Origin of the sequence: Actinomyces sp. ph3 (assembly GCF_000308055.1) — a bacterium.
Lineage (GTDB): Bacteria > Actinomycetota > Actinomycetes > Actinomycetales > Actinomycetaceae > Pauljensenia.
Genome location: NZ_CAGY01000004.1, coordinates 1 through 16,762, shown reverse-complemented (window position 1 = coordinate 16,762; position 16,762 = coordinate 1). Strand labels below are relative to the sequence as shown.

Below are 16,762 nucleotides of genomic sequence, written 5' to 3'. Positions count from 1 at the left end.
GCGCTTCTTCAAGCAGCGCGACTTCCCCTTCGCTCACCTGCGGGAGGGTCTTCTCAGCATCGGTCGTTTCCGCATCGTAGCGTCCCTTGTCCTGACCTTCCTGGTAGGCCAACCTGAAGCCGGGGGAAGTAATGACCGTTCCCGAGGCGCTGGACAGCACTGCGTGAGGCTGACTTTCGACCTCGACATCGGTACGTACGCGGATGGTTGCGGTAAAGCCAAGGGCATCGGCCATCTGTGAAGCGACGGTTCGCTTCCAAATCAAGTCATAAAGTGCAAGCTGCTGACGATTCAAAACCGAGGCAACTTGCGCGGGGGTGCGGAAGTGATCCCCGGCGGGGCGAATGGCCTCGTGAGCTTCTTGCGCGCCCTTAGAGGTGGTGCCGTAGATGCGCGGCTTCTCAGCCACGGCCTCGGCCCCATAAAGCTCCTTGGCCTGCTGACGGGCAGCCTTGATGGCCTGCGAGGACAGGGCCGTAGAGTCGGTACGCATGTAGGTGATAAAGCCCGACTCGTACAGGGACTGAGCGGTACGCATCGTCGAGGAAGCGTTCCAGTGGAGCTTGCGTGAGGCTTCCTGCTGCAGCGTCGATGTCGTAAAGGGTGCTGCCGGGCGACGGCGGTAGGGCTTCTGCTGGACAGAATCGATTGCGGAATCGCGCGCGGACTCGAGCGCTGCGGCGAAGAGCGGCGCGGAATGGGAGTCCAGGTGGAAGGCCTCGTTCTTCACAGCCTTCGCGGAAAGTCGACCGTTTTCATCAAAGTCAGAACCGGTTGCAACGGGACGATCATCGATGTGTGAAACCTTTGCGCCAAAAGACTGGCCCGAAGCGGCAAACTGGGTATCGATCGACCAGTACTCTGCACTCACATGCGACATGCGGTCGCGCTCGCGATCAACAACCAAGCGCGTTGCGACCGACTGCACGCGACCCGCGGACAGGGAGGGGCGAATCTTGCGCCAGAGCAGCGGTGAAACTTCGTACCCGTAAAGACGGTCAAGAATTCGACGAGTTTCTTGGGCGTCGACAAGGTCGGTGTCGAGCTCGCGAGTATTGTCCAGAGCGCGCTGGATCGCTTCCTTCGTGATTTCATGGAAGACCATGCGGCGCACGGGAACCTTTGGCTTGAGGACTTGGAGAAGGTGCCAAGCGATAGCTTCACCCTCGCGGTCCTCATCAGTTGCCAGGAAGAGTTCGTCGGACTCTTTCAGGAGCTTCTTGAGCTCGGTGACCTTTTTCTTCTTGTCGGGATTGACAACGTAATAAGGGGTGAAGCCGTCCTCGACGTCGACGGCGAAGCGCCCGTAGGGGCCCTTCTTCATATCGGCGGGTAGCTCCGAGGGCTGTGGAAGGTCGCGAATGTGACCGATCGAGGCGGTCACATGGTAGTCGGGTCCCAAGTATCCTTCGATCGTCGCCGCCTTGGCGGGAGACTCCACGATCACCAGCTTGGTCGCTGCCATTGTTTGTCCCTTCCGTTGCTACCTCGTATTTGTAGCACTCTTTGCTGGTCCTCCGATGGCGAGCGCCGCCGGAGTGCCACTGGGTAGGACCTTACCGCGTTACGGGGCTTTCCGGGAACCGATATGTTTTTCCGCGCGTCTTTTGTGGATAATTCCCGAGGCCTAGGCGGAGTTTTGCGGGCAAGAGTGCGCCCATATCCATCGGCAGTAAGCCAACTAGAGACACAGTAACTGCCCCTGTACAATGTTCTGTACATACGTGACGATGAGAGGAGCCTCCATGAAGACCATGACCTACAGCGAGTCGCGCGCACGTTATGCCGAGGTCCTCGACCAGGTCATCAACGACCGCGAGGAAATCATCATTACCCGCCAGGGCCACGAGAGTGCCGTCATCATGGCGCTCGACGAGTACGAGTCCCTCATGGAGACCGTCTACCTCATGCAGTCCCCCGCAAATGCCCGCCACCTGCGCGAATCGATCGCCCGCCACCGTGCTGGTGAGGGTGTCGTCCACGACCTCGTTGAGCTCGACGAGGACTGACCCATGCACATCACGTGGGACGAAGAAGCCTGGAACGACTATGTTTGGTGGCAGTTCGAGGATCGCAAGACCCTCAAGCGCATCAACGCCCTCATCAAGGACATCCAACGCAACGGGAACGAGGGTATCGGCAAACCTGAACCCCTCCGTTACGAGTTCTCGGGGTACTGGTCGCGCCGGATCGACTCACGTCACCGCCTGATCTACCAGATCAGCGACGACGGTAAAACCCTCTGGATCATCTCCTGCCGCTATCACTACGGCCAGTAGCTCCCGCGGTTTTAGAGCAGCGCGCTACCCAGGCGGCAGATGTTATCGATGTAGTGCTTGTACCAGGGAAGCGCTTCCCACTCTTCGATGGTGAGCAAACGAGATCGCGCAATGATGCGCTGGTCGTTTTCGAGGAGAAGATCAACAAGATGCGAGTCTTGGGCTAGCAGCATGACTTCGTAGTTCAATCCGAAGGAGCGGTAATCCATGTTGGATGATCCGATTGCTGCGAGTTCCCCATCAACCACGACGTACTTCGAGTGCAGCATATTGGGCAAAGCATAGAGGTGAACCTTTACCCCTGCTTTCAAGAGAAAACCGTAGTAGCTACGTTGCGCGTGTCCGACCAAGAACTGATCGAATTGCTCGGAAACATAGAGATGGACGTCAACACCCGACATCGCTGCACTTGTCAATGCCGTCAGGAGTGGTTCATCCGGAATGAAGTACGGGCTGGCGATAGATACATGCGTATGCGCCTGCGAGATCATCGAAACGAACATCCGCAGGTTGGGCTCTGTCGGGTAAGCCGGCCCCGAGGGGATAATCTGCATAGGTTTGCCCTGGGTTGGCTCTGCCTGGTCAAGGTTAAGATCGTCGACCGTTAGTTCTTCGCCCGAGGCGTAGTACCAGTCCGTCGCGAACACCGCCTCCATCTGGCGAACGATTTCGCCACGTACTTCAACCGAAGTGTCGTGGTATTCAATCCCCGCTTTTTGATAGGCGGGAGTGTCATAGTCCGCGGCCACCATATTGTGCGAACCGATGAAGCCAGATTCGCCATCAATCAGCAGGAGTTTGCGGTGGTTCCGTAGGTCTGGCCGTCGAATTTGCCCCTTGAATAGATTGAAGGGAAGCATAATGTGCCATTGGATACCGGATTCATCCAAGACTCGACAAAAATCGCGCCAGCCCGGAATTGTCCGCACCCCGTGATGATCCACCAGCAATCGCACGGTCACTCCGCGAGCGCAGGCACGGACAAGAGCCTTGTAGAGCGGATCAGTAGAGTGATCCCACGAGGTTTGGAAGTACAGGACATTGACGTGGTGTTGCGCCCGATCGACCTCACGGGCCATTGCCTTGAAGGTCTCGTCGGTGTCATTGAGAAGTTGCACGACTTCCCCGCTGCTGACGGGGAAGGAGGTCTGCTTCCTATTGAGCTGCATTAACGAGGCCGTTCGCTCAGGCAGAGCGCTGCTGCCTTCGTCATTTTCTGCCGATTCCTGCGGGTTTCCGCCATTATGAGGCGCGTTTGGGGTCCCTCCCAGAATGCCCTTCACCAATTGGTGTGCCTTCGGATCAGAGCGCAGAGACTTTCCCATTGCCCACCAAGATCCGAAGATCAGATAGAGCGGAACGCCAACAACTGGCCATAAGAAAATGAGTAAAAGCCACGCGGTTGACGTAGATGCACGCCTCCGCTTCGGGACTACGCCCAATGCAATCAGTCGGATCACTAATTCAAATGTGCCGACAAGGAACCACACCCACAGGGGCGGCTGATGGCTCAGAGGTGCGGGTAGTGGCATCGCAGTTACTCCTGATCCGATTCAACTCGAAGGAATCCCCAGCGAATTAAGGTCCGCACCTGCGGGAAGAGTTCTTCTTGAAGCTGCAGTGAATCGCATTCCAATAGGGCTGCAAGCGCCCCGCAAATCTGACCAACGCTGAGTTCACCATCTGATGCGCCGACTAGAGCACTTAGAGCAGTGTTCGAGGCAACCGATTGTCCAAGTCCTCCCCCTTGGTGAAGAACCAATGCGGAGGGATCTTGTGCTCCGGGTAGGAAATATCGTTCTTCCGTAACATCTGAAGCAAAGAACAGGTGAAGATCGCTGAGATCATCTGGAAGCCGCAAGGATGCAAGCGCACGCTGAACGTCTTCGCCGGACGGGGATTCTCCCCCTTCAAGCTCATCGCATTCGCACACACCCGGGCGCGACGTATCGAGCTTTCGCAAGGCAACCATACCCATGCCGATTTCGACAACTCCTGCCTGAACGAAGTCATCAAGCCACTGAGCGTATTCGCGTTCGTAGTCTTCGCGCTGATGCAATTGCTGACCGGAGTCACGAAGCCACATTTCAACGTAGTGCGCGGGATCAAGCCGGTCGCGCTGCACAATCCACGCGTCGACGGGAAGATCTTCGACCCACGAGCGCACAACATTTTCCCAGTCGTCAGGGTGCCCCAAGCGTCCGGGAATCTCCCAATTCGCAAGGAGTTGCACAACACCGCCGGGCTTGAGGTAGTTCGGGCTTTCCCGGATCACCGTGCGCACCAGATGATCGCGACTCATTCCGCCATCGCGGTATTCCAGAACCCCTGAGCTTCGAAGCGAATCTGGCGTGATAACAAAGGGCGGGTTCGAGGCGATGAGATCGAATTCTTCGCCTTCGACCGGTTCAAAGAGGGATCCTTGACGAACGTCCAATTCGACACCGTTAAGCGCGGCATTGAAGCGCGTGATCTCACAGGCTCGCACCGACAGGTCGGTTGCGACAACGCGGGTAGCGTGTGTGGCCAAATACAAGGCCTGGATTCCGCATCCACACCCCAGGTCCAAGGCGGATTCGACAGGAGTTCGAAGCGTCGCCTTCAAAAGCGAGGTCGTTGCCCCACCGATTCCCAGAACGTGATCTGGACGAATGGGTTCTCCCGTCACGTCTTCACCCAGGTCCGATAGAATCCACCAGTTCTTAAGGCCACCTTGAAGCTGCGCCGCGTGAGGACGCAGGTCGTAATTTGCCTTAAAGAGTTGCTGACCTGAAGGTGATTCCACATCGAGTGCGAGAAAAATCAAACCTAAGTCGACCGCGCCGCACACTCCAAGAGTTGGCAGAGCTTGTGCTAGGACGTCCCCACTTTCCGCGCAGCCCAAGACAAAGAAGCGTGTCAACACCGCAGCTGGGGAATCTTTCCGCTGAAGTTCGCGAAGTGCCGGAACCCGTTGATTGCGCATGAGCGCAGCGCGCGCCGTCGGGCTGATCATGGTTCCCATCGCGTCGACACTCCACCCGGCGCTACCTAGGTCCGCAGCCAAGCGCGCGATCAGTCCGGGTTCCAATCCCGGTGTCGGACTGGGAAGAGTGTCAATCAGTGATTCCGTCATAGCAATACTTTCTCACGCCTGACCTGCATCTGCGTCGACTTATTCATGCAAGTTCTCAGGCACATATTCCCACGAGCTTGCCCGCTGCGCAGGCCATCCCGCTCACCCATTAGAATGCCTGTGTCCCCAAGGAAAAGGATGAGTGGATGTCTGGCGGACTGGTAGCACTTCTGGACGATATTGCGACCCTCGCAAAAGCCACGGCTTCATCTATTGATGACGTCGCGTCAAGCGCGGTGAAGGTATCGGCCAAGGCGGTTGGCGTCGTCATCGACGACACCGCTGTCACTCCGCAGTACGTCTCAGGCCTATCCCCCAAACGCGAGCTGCCGATTATCGGGAAAATCGCCAAGGCCTCGTTAATCAATAAGCTGATTGTTATTCTGCCGGTCGCGCTGCTGCTCACCTGGTTTGCACCCCAAGTCCTACCCTTCCTCTTGATAGCGGGCGGCGCATACCTGTGTTTTGAGGGCGGCGAGAAGGTTCTCGAGGCCCTGCACTGGCTTCCCGAACACGAAGACTCGGCCGAAGACACAGCCCCTCAAAGCGCGGAAGACCTGGAAAAGAGCATCGTTTCTTCGGCCTCGCGCACCGACCTCATTCTTTCCTCGGAAATTATGCTGGTCTCCATGGACGGACTGAACTCCGAGTCCATGTCGATGCGCGTTGCGGTCCTGATCGCCGTCGCTTTCTTCATGACCTTCTTTGTCTACGGGATCGTTGCCGTCCTGGTACGAATGGATGATTTCGGGCTTCGCTTGGCCAAGGGTGCGACGCATCCGGACGATAATCGCCCCGGTCCCGCGGATAATATCGGCCGTGGAATTGTGCGCGTGATGCCCAAGGTTTTCAACGCAATCGGCGTTGTTGGAACGGTTGCCATGCTGTGGGTGGGCGGCCACCTCGTTATCGAGAACCTCGCGAAGGTGGGCGTCGAGGTCTTCCACAACATCGTGTCGACGATCGAACATACACTCGCTTCGGGCGGCGGCTTCCTTGGCTGGCTCGTTGAGACCGCGTGCGCGGCAGTGTTTGGCATTGTGCTCGGCTCGCTGATCACCGGAGTTGTCGTTGGGGTTTCCCATCTTTTCCGCCGAGGCCGAGGCCACTGACCCTTCCCCCTCTCCCCTTTTGCGTGGTGCGTTGAGCGCTGAGTGAACTCGCCCACCTATGCACTCACACGTAGGGACTTAAGTACTAGTCTTGGGGTATCAACCCCTAAGTGTAAGGAGAGCCCGATGAGCATTTACACCCTTCCCGAACTTCCCTACGATTACGCGGCACTGGAGCCCCACATCTCTGCAAAGATCATGGAGCTGCACCACGACAAGCACCACGCTAACTACGTGGCCGGCGCAAACACTGCACTGGAGAAGCTGGAAGCAGCTCGCGAAGCTGGCGATTTTGCCGCAATCAACCTGTGGGAAAAGAACCTGGCCTTCAACCTGGGTGGCCACACCAACCACTCGATCTTCTGGACGAATATGACCGGTGACGGCGCTTCTCGTCCCGAAGGCAATCTGGCCGACGCTATCAACGAGTTCTTCGGCTCCTTCGAGAAGTTCCAGGCACAGTTCGCCGCTGCAGCCCTCGGTCTTCAGGGCTCCGGCTGGGCCGTTCTCGCATGGGACACCCTGGGCAAGCGCCTCGTGACCTACCAGCTGACTGATCAGCAGGGCAACATCCCCGTTGCAACCGTTCCGCTGCTCATGCTGGATATGTGGGAGCACGCTTTCTACCTGGATTACCTCAACGTCAAGGCCGACTACGTCAAGGCCTGGTGGAACGTTGTGAACTGGGAGAACGTCGCACAGCGTTTCGCAGCAGCCCTGTGATCGCTGCTCATTAGCTTCAAAGCTTGTGGCCCCCACCTTTTGGCGGGGGCCACAAGCTTATCCACGGGCACTATCTACAACCTGCAGGCAGGCGTTATCCAAGACGCCTTTGGAGTTCTTGGTACTGGGCAAGCTTTTGCTGAACATCAGCGATGTAGCTGATCAGCATGACTTCATCAACGTGGTGGTTACGCGCAAAGTTCGCAATCGTCTGAGCAACCTGGTCGTAGGTGCCAATGATGATCGAGCGATCACGTTGTGCCCATCGCAGTGCGTCTTCTCGGTCTTCGGCGCTCATCTGCTCGGGTCGTTGGAATCGCACGGGGCGACCCAGTCGCAAACACATGCGGAAACTTAAGGCTGGAAGTGCTTGTTCAAGCGCTTCCGCTTCAGTTTCTGCAGCACTTACCGCGAGCGCAGAAAGAGTCTGTCCTTGGCCTTCACTCAGGTTTTCGGGCAGGTGTGCGCGGTAATGGTCCATGACCTCGGGCTGTTGCTGTCCACTAAAGAACTGCGCATAGGCATAGTTCATGTTTCGAGTCCCCGCCCAAGCTGCGCTCTGGCCTGAAGAACCCAGCAACCACAGTTCGGGAAGCTCATCGGGGCGCGGGTAGACACCAACTGAGGCGTAGGGGTGTCCCTCGGGCAGAGTTCCTCGCATGAAAGCAAGAGTTTCATCAATCAAGGCATTGATCGACCCCGGATCAATCGTTGCTCCCTGATTGAGCGCGCGAGCGGAGATCATGTCACCGCCGGGAGCACGTCCCAATCCCATATCGACACGGCCGGGGAACAATGTAGCCAGAGTGAAGAACTTTTCTGCCATCTGCAAGCTGCCCTGGTGCATGGCCATCACACCACCCGAACCAATGCGAATACGCGAGGTCCGATCCAGAAGGTGAGCCATCACCAACTCGGGGGCAGAGGACATAAAGACCGGTGTGTTGTGGTGCTCTGCGATCCAGAAGCGATGGAAATCCATCTCTTCTAATCCGCGAGCCAAGGACACCATGTCTTCTAGTGCCTGATGCGGAGTCGATCCGTCAAAAAGCGGAACCTGTTCCAGTGCTGAGAGGCGCATTGTTACCCTTCCGTTTCACAAAATATCCACTATTTAAACACGGCTATTCCTGAGGATATTCCGCTAGGAAGGAGCACGCCGACCGAGCGATTGCCTGCAAACGTCAGTACAGGTACCAGCTCCGAAAGCAAGCGCCCCCAGCCAACACCCCAACGCTGAACTCAGCGGAAAGCAGCACCACGCCTCGGCGGAATCGCGGGCATACCCAAACCGACCACGCGGCGTCCCTCACCATCAGAGGAACCACCACCAGAGCCGCATCCGCAACCACCGCAGGAGGCACCATCAACGGCCTCGCCACCCAGATCTTCGGAATCGAAATCAATCCCAACCAGCTGCAGCACGCCATCGTCTTCACCATCGCGCTCGGCGGCATTGTGCTGTTGCACAGCGGTTGCGAGCATCAGCTTGATTCGGTTGAGCTGATTGACTTCCGAAGCGCCCGGATCGTAGTCGACCGCAACAATGTTGGCTTGCGGGTAGCGGTTACGCAGCGCGCGGAACATACCCTTTCCAACGATGTGGTTCGGTAGGCATGCGAAAGGCTGTGCGCAGATGATGTTCGGGCATCCGTGTTCAATCATGTCGACCATCTCAGCCGTCAGGTACCAACCTTCACCAGCCTGGTTACCAAGGCGCGCGATGTCCTCTGAACGCGAGATCATCTCTTCGATATCGCGATGGGCTTCGAACTTCCCATTTGTCTCTTCGAAGGCCTTGTGAACTGGGATTTCATACTTCTTGAGCAGCCACAGAGCCATAGGCATGATCTTGCGCTGTTTGCCGTCGATCCCCAGATTCTCGTAATCCCACTCCGCGGTCGCGACCGAATTGTGGAAGAACTGCATGAGTCCGGGAAGCTCGGCTTCACAACCTTCGGCCTCGATGACGTCAACCGCATGATTATTCGCATCGGGGTGGAACTTCACAAGGATCTCTCCCACCAAACCAACGCGAGGCTTACGCGGAATATCACGCAATTCCAGGGCGTCAAACTCAGCAACGCAGCGCTTGATCAGCGTCGAATAGCGCAAGCGCCCCGTCAGGAGACCCGTCGGACCGACACGTCCCAAAGTCTCAGAGCGATCACTGACGACCCACTCGCGCACGATCTGATCCCAGCGACGGTACAGTTCCATCGCGCTTCCGGGCACGGCCTCGTAAGGACGCACACGAAGAAGCATGGACTGGATTGCGTCGCCGATCACGAAGGCTTGGATCGCCTTGTGGATGTGGCGAATTCCGATCTTGAAGCCGGGGTTGTCTTCCAGCCCCTGAACGGAAAGCGCAATGACCGGGACTTGCGGATATCCAGCGTCGCGCAGACCTTTACGCAACAGTGCGGCGTAGTTCGTTGCTCGGCACATTCCGCCGGTCTGTGTGATGCCGACTGCGGTCTTATCGGGATCTGCTCGACCCGATACGAATTCGTCGATCAACTGACCGATGACAACGATCGCCGGGTAGCAGGAGTCGTTGTTGACGTACTTCAGGCCCGTTTCCATGGTCTGGCGACTCGTGTGCTCAAGCACTCGCACGTTCAATCCCGCGCGCCTGAACAAGGGCTCGAGGAAGCGGAAGTGGATGGGCGACATCTGCGGGGCAAGGATTTCGTATCCCGCATCGCGCATTTCCTCGGTGAAGACGGCCCGTGCTTCAATGTGTCCGGCCTTGACCTGCTCGGATTCTTCGCGCGCGGCAACAGATGCGGGGTCCTCGTGGACCGCGGTGTCGATCGTTCCCGAGGCCATGGTTCCTCGCTCCGCAACCGCCGCTTCCAAGGAACGCAAGCGGATCTTCGCGGCACCCAGGTTCGATACCTCGTCAATCTTGAGGACCGTGTGCACGTCGCCTCGGCCCTCGAGGATTTCTTGAACCTGGTCGGCGGTGATTGCGTCAACGCCGCAGCCGAAGGAGTTGAGCTGGACCATCTCGAGGTCAGGCTCATCGCCCACGTGCGCAGCGGCCTCGTACAGGCGCGAATGGTAGGACCACTGATCGCGCACGCGAAGAGGGCGTTCAAGGCGCTGGTCAATGATGGAGTCCTCGGTAAGGACGGCCATTCCCAGTCCGACAATGACCTCGGGGATACCGTGGTTGATTTCGGGGTCGAGGTGGTAGGGACGGCCCGCCAAGACGATTCCACGCACTCCGTGTTCGCGCATCCACTCGAGTGCTTCGCGGCCCTTTTCCTTGATTTCAGCCTTGACTGCTGCGTCTTCTTCCCAGGCCTTATCCAGTGCGCGGCTCATTTCTTCAACGCTGATGTCGTAGCCATACTGGGCGAAGGTGCGCACGAGGTGTGCGGGTAGGTAGTCGCGGTTGCCGAAGTTGATGAAGGGGCTGATGAACTTCACGCCCGGCTCATTCAGGCGTTCCATATTGTTGCGGATGACTTCGGGGTAGGTTGCAACGACCGGGCAGTTGAAGTTGTTATCCGCGTCGGTGAGCTTTTGTTCGAAATCAACGCAGGGGTACCAGATCGTTGTAATTCCCTTATCCAACAGGGATTCGATGTGTCCGTGGACGAGCTTGGCCGGGTAGCACACGTTTTCGGAAGGGATCGATTCCATTCCCTGTTCGAATAGCTCGTGATTGCTTCGCCCGGAGATCATCACGCGGAAACCGAGCTCGGTGAGCATCGTGAACCAGAAGGGGTAGTTCTCGTACATGCCCAGAACACGGGGAATGCCAATGTCTCCGCGGAAGGCTTTGGCTTCGGTGAGGCGTCGGTATCCGAAGATCCTCTTGTACTTCCAGTCATAGAGGTTGGGTAGGTCCGACTTGCGTGGGACCTTTTCGAGGCTTGCTCCGCGTTCGCAACGGTTACCCGATACGTGCCTTTCTCCGTTGGAGAAGGTCGAGATCGTCATCTGGCAGTGGTTTTGGCACAGGCGGCAGGTCTTGCGCGTGGTCTCGACCTGGAAGTCCTCGAGGTCTTCCACGCGAGCGAGCGTCGACTCACCTTCACCGCTGTCGTGCATGCGGGCCGTAAGCGCCGCGCCGTAAGCACCCATAAGTCCGGCGATATCGGGGCGAACAACCTCGCGGCCGGTGAGCAGCTCGAATGCGCGAAGAACCGAGTCGTTGAGGAAGGTTCCACCCTGGACAACGACGCGTTCGCCCAGATCCGAGGGGTCCTTGAGCTTGATGACCTTGTACAGGGCATTACGCACGACCGAGTAGGACAAACCAGCGCTGATATCGCGCACATCCGCGCCTTCTTTTTGCGCCTGCTTGACCGATGAATTCATGAAGACCGTGCAGCGCGTTCCCAAGTCGACGGGGCTGCTCGATTCCATTGCCATCTGCGCGAAGTTTCGCACGTCGGTTCCCATGGTCTGCGCGAAGGTTTGCAGGAAGGACCCGCAACCCGAGGAGCAGGCCTCGTTGACGGAAATTGAATCGACTGCGTGATCCTTGATCCGCAGGTATTTCATGTCTTGGCCGCCGATATCGATAACCGAGGTGACGCCGGGCTGGATGAATTCCGCGGCGCGGTAGTGCGCCATTGTTTCGATTTCGCCCTCGTCCATGGTCAGGGCCGCGGTGACCAGACCTTCACCGTATCCGGTTGCGCAGGATCGACCAATCACGGTGCCTTCAGGCAGTTCACTGCGGACCCTTCGAACAATTTCTACCGCTGCAGCGACGGGGTCACCTTCGTTGGAGGCATAGTGGGTGAAGACGATCCGGTCATCTTCGTCGATCAGAACTGCCTTGATAGTGGTTGAACCCGCATCAATTCCAAGCCAGCAGCGCCCGCGAGCCTGAGAGAGATCGGCCTTGGGGATGACTTCTTGTGCGTGACGCTGGACGAATTCTTCTTTTTCTTCCGGGGTCGCAAACAGGGGCCGCATGCGAGCGGATTCGGCTTCGACGTGTGCGGTGGCGAGGCGGTCGATCAGTTGCTCGAGCGCGTTTCCTTCTTCTTCGCCTCGTTTCTTTGCTTCTTTCGAGGCCAAGAGTGCAGCTCCGATAGCGACGTACAGTTGCGCGTTTTCCGGGGTGATGAAGGAGTCTGCTTTGGGGAGCAGGGTCTTGTAGGCCTCGCGTAGTTGAGGGAGGAAGTGCAGGGGTCCGCCCAGGAACATGACGTTTCCGCGGATGGGGCGACCGCAGGCCAGTCCCGCAATGGTTTGGGTTGCGACCGCGCTGAAGATCGAGGCCGCAAGGTCCTCGTGCGCGGCGCCCTGGTTGATCAGTGGCTGGATATCCGATTTCGCGAAGACACCGCAGCGCGAGGCGATGGGGTAAAGCTGGGTGTGCGCTTCGGCCAGCGCGTTCAGTCCCGAAGCATCGGTGTGGAGAAGCGTCGCCATCTGGTCGATAAAGGCTCCGGTTCCACCCGCACAGGTTCCGTTCATTCGCTGTTCAGGGGTGGGGTGAAGGTAGGTGAGCTTGGCATCTTCACCGCCCAATTCGATAACGACGTCGACTTCTGGGTGGAGTCGCTGAGTGGATTCCGTTCCGGCGATAACTTCCTGAACGAAGGGGATTTTCATTGCTCGAGCGGTCGTCAAACCACCCGATCCGGTGATCGCGGCTTGGACGACCAATCCCGGGTAAATGTCCTCGATATCTTCGAGGAGGTATCCGAGTTCGGCGCGAACATCTGCGTTGTGGCGGCGATAGTCGGAGAAGAGGATGCGATTGCCATCCAAGACAACGGCTTTGACCGTCGTTGACCCCACGTCAATACCAAGCTGGCACGGGTGCTCGGGCGTGCTTTCGACGTGTAGACGCGAGCCTTCAATGATCTGCGTATCCATGTTGGGCACGCTATGTCCCTGATTTCTAATTTCCAAACTGTTGAAATTAGACTGAGCTCATGGCGACGATGCATCAACCAAGGGCGGAAAAACAGCGAAAAGCGCCTTCAGGTTCCCTGACAACTAGCACTGAAGTTTCATCAGGTGTTGAAATTTCTGATTCAAATAACGCAACATCATCTGTATCTAAAATCCACCGTGGCCCCAGCGCCTGCCGCGGCGAAGTCAAACAGCACATCATCGCTGCCGCCAGAAGTGAATTCGTCTCTCAGGGCTACGACCACACAACCCTGCGTTCAATCGCCCGAGCAGCCGGATGCGACCCCGCGCTCATCACCTACTATTTCGGAACTAAGCAGAAACTTTTCCGCGCCTGCATGGACCTTCCCCTCGACCCGGCCTCGGAAATCATCGCGCTTCTTACCCCAGGCCCACAGGGAGCGGCCACACGCCTAGTCGACTACATCCTGGACCTCTACGAGCACACGCTCACTTCAGACACCCTCTTGGCACTTATGCGCGCGCTGATCACCGATACCTCGACTTCTCAGCGCTTTCGCACCTATATCCGCAGCGATGTCTTAGAGCAGATCAGCCAATTCCTTGCCGCGGACCCCGAACGGGCTCGACGCCTTGGCGAAGAACTCGAGATCATCCTTTCCATGCTGTACGGCGTAGTCACCATGCGTTACATCATTTCTCTGGAGCCTCTGGCAACCATGCCACGTCAACGCATCCACGAAAGCCTGACCCCTCTACTGCAACAGCGCATCGATCACATATTCGCCTCACTTCTTCCGCAATAAAACGCCACTTTCGGCGCGCGCGCGGCATCAATTCGCAAGGCTGTTGGCACAATTGGAGCATGACAACTCACGCTCCCACTGCTGAAGAACGCGCAGCTTTTGTCGCCCCCCGACCCAAGCGTCGCTGGTGGCAAACGCGTAAGGGCACCGCAGCCGGCACTGCTGGGGGCAAAGTCGTCTATTTCGCTCGAAGTGCAACCATTATTGATCCCTCAACCCAGGCCCACTACCTCGACCGCTCAGATCTTGCTTTCCGCGCTGATTCAACGGTTGCTGTTTTCGACCCCCAATCTGCGCGTCGCCATCATGTCGCATGCGTTCTTTCTGGCATCAGCCCACTTGATGAAGGTTCGGTCTGGATGCCGACGGGCAGCAGGACTACCCTGATCAGCCCCGATGAAGTTCTGAACCCCTCCCTAACGCTCCTCCAAAACTTGGTAATTCCGTGCGCAACGATGGGGCAAACCCTTGACCCCGAGGTCATCGAGTCGACAGCCTCTGCCCTAAATATCGATCTCACGCGTTCCGCCAGTGATCTTTCCGCCTCTGAATTGCTGGATTTCCAGGTGTTACGCGCGATCGTTTACCGCGCAAACCTGGTGATTATCAGCGATCTTCCCGCCGACGTCGATCAGGGCGATTTCCTTGACGAGTTCTTCGAAGCTCTCGCTCCCCTGCGTTCCAGCGGCGCGTGCGTCGTTTTCTTCACCGATCTGGCCCAAGCTGCCGAGCACGCCGATCGCGTTCTCATCATCGCGAATAGCACGGTCGCCGCAGACACCGGGAAGGTTGACGCGCAATTCATCCGCATGGCCTACGAGGCCATCAACGAAGACCCCACTTCCTATCTTGGACCGATTCCACGCGCGGGTGACCCGATTCTTCCCCCCTCCTCCCCCAGTGACGAGGCCGATTCTCCCGCCGGCACCGACACCGCGGAAGTCGCTCCCGCCCTTTCCCCCGAAGATGACGAGGCCTCGGATGAAGAAGCCCTCCCCGCAGAGGAGAGCCGTGACGAGGACACCAACGCGGCCTCGGAAATCGAGGAAGAGGATGAGGAGCCCGCGATCACGCCTAATTGGCACCCGCTGACTACTCGGGTTGTGCGCACAGCGGACTCTCCGCTCCCCGAGCCAGTGACTTCGCAGTGGGATGAGAATCCTGAGACCGCCGAGATCGCCCTTGCTGCGATTGCCCAGGCACAGCGTTTCCATCGCATTGATCAGGCGCGCGCTTCATTGGGTGATGAACTCAAAGAACAACTCAATGAGGATTTGCCTTCCGGTTCTGAGGCAAGCCCCGAGGAACTCGCGCTCATCGAGCATGCACAAAAAATCTTGGGCGAGCTCCCCGGTTCGGTGATGCCGGATGAGGATTCTGCACCCGAGTCGGATGCTAAGTGACACGTATTCGTGTCAAAATTAAAGAGTGACTGCACTTCGGTGCCCATCTTCGTAGGAAGCGATGAAGGTATGAGTAATTACCGTCCCTCTTTGGGGCAGGTTCCGTCTGAGCCCAAACCCCCCAGTATTGGCGAGCTTTTCGGCCGTATGACGGCACAAATCTCCACGCTCATCCGCGGAGAAATCGAACTGACGAAGACCAAGGCGATGACCTTCCTCAACTTCGCAAAAGCGGGGATCATCGCACTGGTTATTGCGGGGGTTTTCGCCCTCTACGGCCTGGGATGGCTTCTGCACAGTGCGGAGCTTGCGCTGGCTTTGGTCCTTCCCGCTTGGGCAGCGTCACTCATCGTGTGTGGCGTGATTTTCTTGATCGTCATCATCTTCGCTCTGGTTGGCATCTCGAAGCTGAAGAAGTCTAGCCAGAACGTTCCCGCACCCCAGCAGGGCCTGAAGGAAGATGTGGACGCCGTGAAGAAAGGGGCTCAAAAGTGAGCAACGAGCAGACTCAAGCGGACCTGAGCGCAGATGAGATTGAAGCCCAGCTACGCATGACGCGTATTGAGCTCACCAACACGGTTGATCAGCTTGTGACACAGCTTCACCCTTCGTACCAAATTGAGCAGGCAAAGCAGAACGCTCAGGCAAAGGTTGAAGAGCTCAAGGAACGTGCTCGCTCGACTTGGGAGCTGGCACGCGAAGGTGATACTGACGCGATGCGCACTCTGGGAATTGCCGCATGCTCTGTCGTGGCAGTTGTCGGTCTTGTTGCGTGGCGTATTACTTCCCGCGTGAGGCGTTCGGGTTCTAAGTACTCCCGCTGAAGGCATAATTTGGCCCCATCCAACACTTCGGGTGGGGATCGGGCATCGTTTTTAGGTATGATGTTCCCACGAAACATTTTGAACACCTAGGGCACCGCTTGTGCGGACCCGACCGAAGTAGAGGGGGTCGACGCCATGGGGCGCGGCCGTCAAAAGGCCAAGCAGACGAAAGTCGCACGCAAGCTGAAGTATTTCAGCCCTGACACCGACCTGGATGCACTCCAAAGGGAGCTTGCAGCCGGGCATGAGACGCATAGCGAAGAGCAGCCAGACGAAGACGATCTGTATGCACGCTACGCTGATTACGCCGAAGATGACCAGGATTCCCAGGATGACCACTGGGATGACGAGGACTACTGGACCTCTCCTTCCTCGCAATCGCGAAAGTAGCTGAGCTCTTCCGCTTTAAGACATAAGGAAACACCGTCAGACGGGTTTGTTACACCCTTCTGACGGTGTTTTTGTATCCACTAAGAGGAAAGGCCATGTAGGGCATCGAGAAGCTCCCCGAAGGCTTGAAGGAGGGCATCACTCTTTACCCCCGGATAAAACACAGTCCCGGTGGCGATTTCTGAACTGCCTCCCGTTTCTTGGACATCGAAATTGAAGTCCAGGGAATGGGAGGCTTTTCGTGTCTGTGGATCTGG

The 16,762-nt window shown here is 57.5% G+C and carries 14 protein-coding genes; 9 read left to right on the top strand and 5 right to left on the bottom strand.

Annotated features, from left to right (window positions below; all coding sequences use genetic code 11):
* The coding region (topA, locus tag HGAS_RS05245; protein ID WP_019126801.1) for a type I DNA topoisomerase at window positions 1-1,465 on the bottom strand (1,465 nt) is incomplete at its 3' end.
* Between the two features lie 280 nt (window positions 1,466-1,745).
* On the opposite strand from topA, the gene HGAS_RS05240 reads away from it, so the two are divergent.
* Window positions 1,746-2,009 (top strand): type II toxin-antitoxin system Phd/YefM family antitoxin, encoded by a 264-nt coding sequence (locus tag HGAS_RS05240; protein WP_019126800.1) that lies wholly within the window; start codon window positions 1,746-1,748, stop codon window positions 2,007-2,009.
* Window positions 2,010-2,012: 3 nt separating this feature from the next.
* Window positions 2,013-2,279: a Txe/YoeB family addiction module toxin gene (locus tag HGAS_RS05235; protein ID WP_009408398.1), complete on the top strand. Its 267-nt coding sequence runs from the start codon at window positions 2,013-2,015 to the stop codon at window positions 2,277-2,279.
* 11 nt (window positions 2,280-2,290) lie between these two features.
* Here HGAS_RS05235 and cls read toward each other — a convergent pair whose 3' ends face one another.
* Window positions 2,291-3,811 carry a cardiolipin synthase gene (gene cls / locus HGAS_RS05230; RefSeq protein WP_019126799.1) on the bottom strand — a complete coding sequence of 507 codons (1,521 nt, stop codon included), beginning with the start codon at window positions 3,809-3,811 and terminating at the stop codon, window positions 2,291-2,293.
* 5 nt (window positions 3,812-3,816) lie between these two features.
* Window positions 3,817-5,394 (bottom strand): DUF7059 domain-containing protein, encoded by a 1,578-nt coding sequence (locus HGAS_RS05225; protein ID WP_019126798.1) that lies wholly within the window; start codon window positions 5,392-5,394, stop codon window positions 3,817-3,819.
* A gap of 146 nt (window positions 5,395-5,540) precedes the next feature.
* Here HGAS_RS05225 and HGAS_RS05220 point away from each other — a divergent pair, with 146 nt between their 5' ends.
* Both HGAS_RS05220 and HGAS_RS05215 read left to right on the top strand, forming a co-directional pair.
* Window positions 5,541-6,506 (top strand): DUF808 domain-containing protein, encoded by a 966-nt coding sequence (locus HGAS_RS05220; protein ID WP_019126797.1) that lies wholly within the window; start codon window positions 5,541-5,543, stop codon window positions 6,504-6,506.
* 126 nt (window positions 6,507-6,632) lie between these two features.
* Window positions 6,633-7,229 carry a superoxide dismutase gene (locus HGAS_RS05215; protein WP_019126796.1) on the top strand — a complete coding sequence of 199 codons (597 nt, stop codon included), beginning with the start codon at window positions 6,633-6,635 and terminating at the stop codon, window positions 7,227-7,229.
* Window positions 7,230-7,323: 94 nt separating this feature from the next.
* Here HGAS_RS05215 and HGAS_RS05210 read toward each other — a convergent pair whose 3' ends face one another.
* The gene (locus tag HGAS_RS05210; protein ID WP_019126795.1) at window positions 7,324-8,310 is read right to left on the bottom strand and encodes an MsnO8 family LLM class oxidoreductase; all 987 of its coding nucleotides are present in this window, start codon (window positions 8,308-8,310) and stop codon (window positions 7,324-7,326) included.
* Window positions 8,311-8,471: 161 nt separating this feature from the next.
* Window positions 8,472-13,082 (bottom strand): acyl-CoA dehydratase activase-related protein, encoded by a 4,611-nt coding sequence (locus HGAS_RS05205; RefSeq protein ID WP_019126794.1) that lies wholly within the window; start codon window positions 13,080-13,082, stop codon window positions 8,472-8,474.
* Between the two features lie 59 nt (window positions 13,083-13,141).
* Between HGAS_RS05205 and HGAS_RS05200 the strand changes: the two genes are divergently transcribed.
* From HGAS_RS05200 to HGAS_RS05180, 5 genes are all read left to right on the top strand, one after another.
* Complete coding sequence (locus tag HGAS_RS05200) at window positions 13,142-13,888, top strand: TetR/AcrR family transcriptional regulator (protein WP_019126793.1); 747 nt, start codon at window positions 13,142-13,144, stop codon at window positions 13,886-13,888.
* A 59-nt stretch (window positions 13,889-13,947) separates the two neighbouring features.
* The gene (locus HGAS_RS05195; protein ID WP_019126792.1) at window positions 13,948-15,291 is read left to right on the top strand and encodes a hypothetical protein; all 1,344 of its coding nucleotides are present in this window, start codon (window positions 13,948-13,950) and stop codon (window positions 15,289-15,291) included.
* Window positions 15,292-15,360: 69 nt separating this feature from the next.
* Entirely contained in the window at window positions 15,361-15,786 is a 426-nt protein-coding gene (locus HGAS_RS05190) for a phage holin family protein (protein WP_009408389.1), read from the top strand.
* Window positions 15,783-16,115 carry a DUF3618 domain-containing protein gene (locus HGAS_RS05185; RefSeq protein WP_019126790.1) on the top strand — a complete coding sequence of 111 codons (333 nt, stop codon included), beginning with the start codon at window positions 15,783-15,785 and terminating at the stop codon, window positions 16,113-16,115. Before HGAS_RS05190 ends, HGAS_RS05185 begins: the two co-directional genes overlap by 4 nt.
* Before the next feature lie 135 nt (window positions 16,116-16,250).
* A complete protein-coding gene (locus HGAS_RS05180; protein ID WP_019126789.1) occupies window positions 16,251-16,505 on the top strand; it encodes a DUF3073 domain-containing protein in 255 nt (84 codons plus the stop codon).
* The last annotated feature ends 257 nt before the right edge of the window (window positions 16,506-16,762 follow it).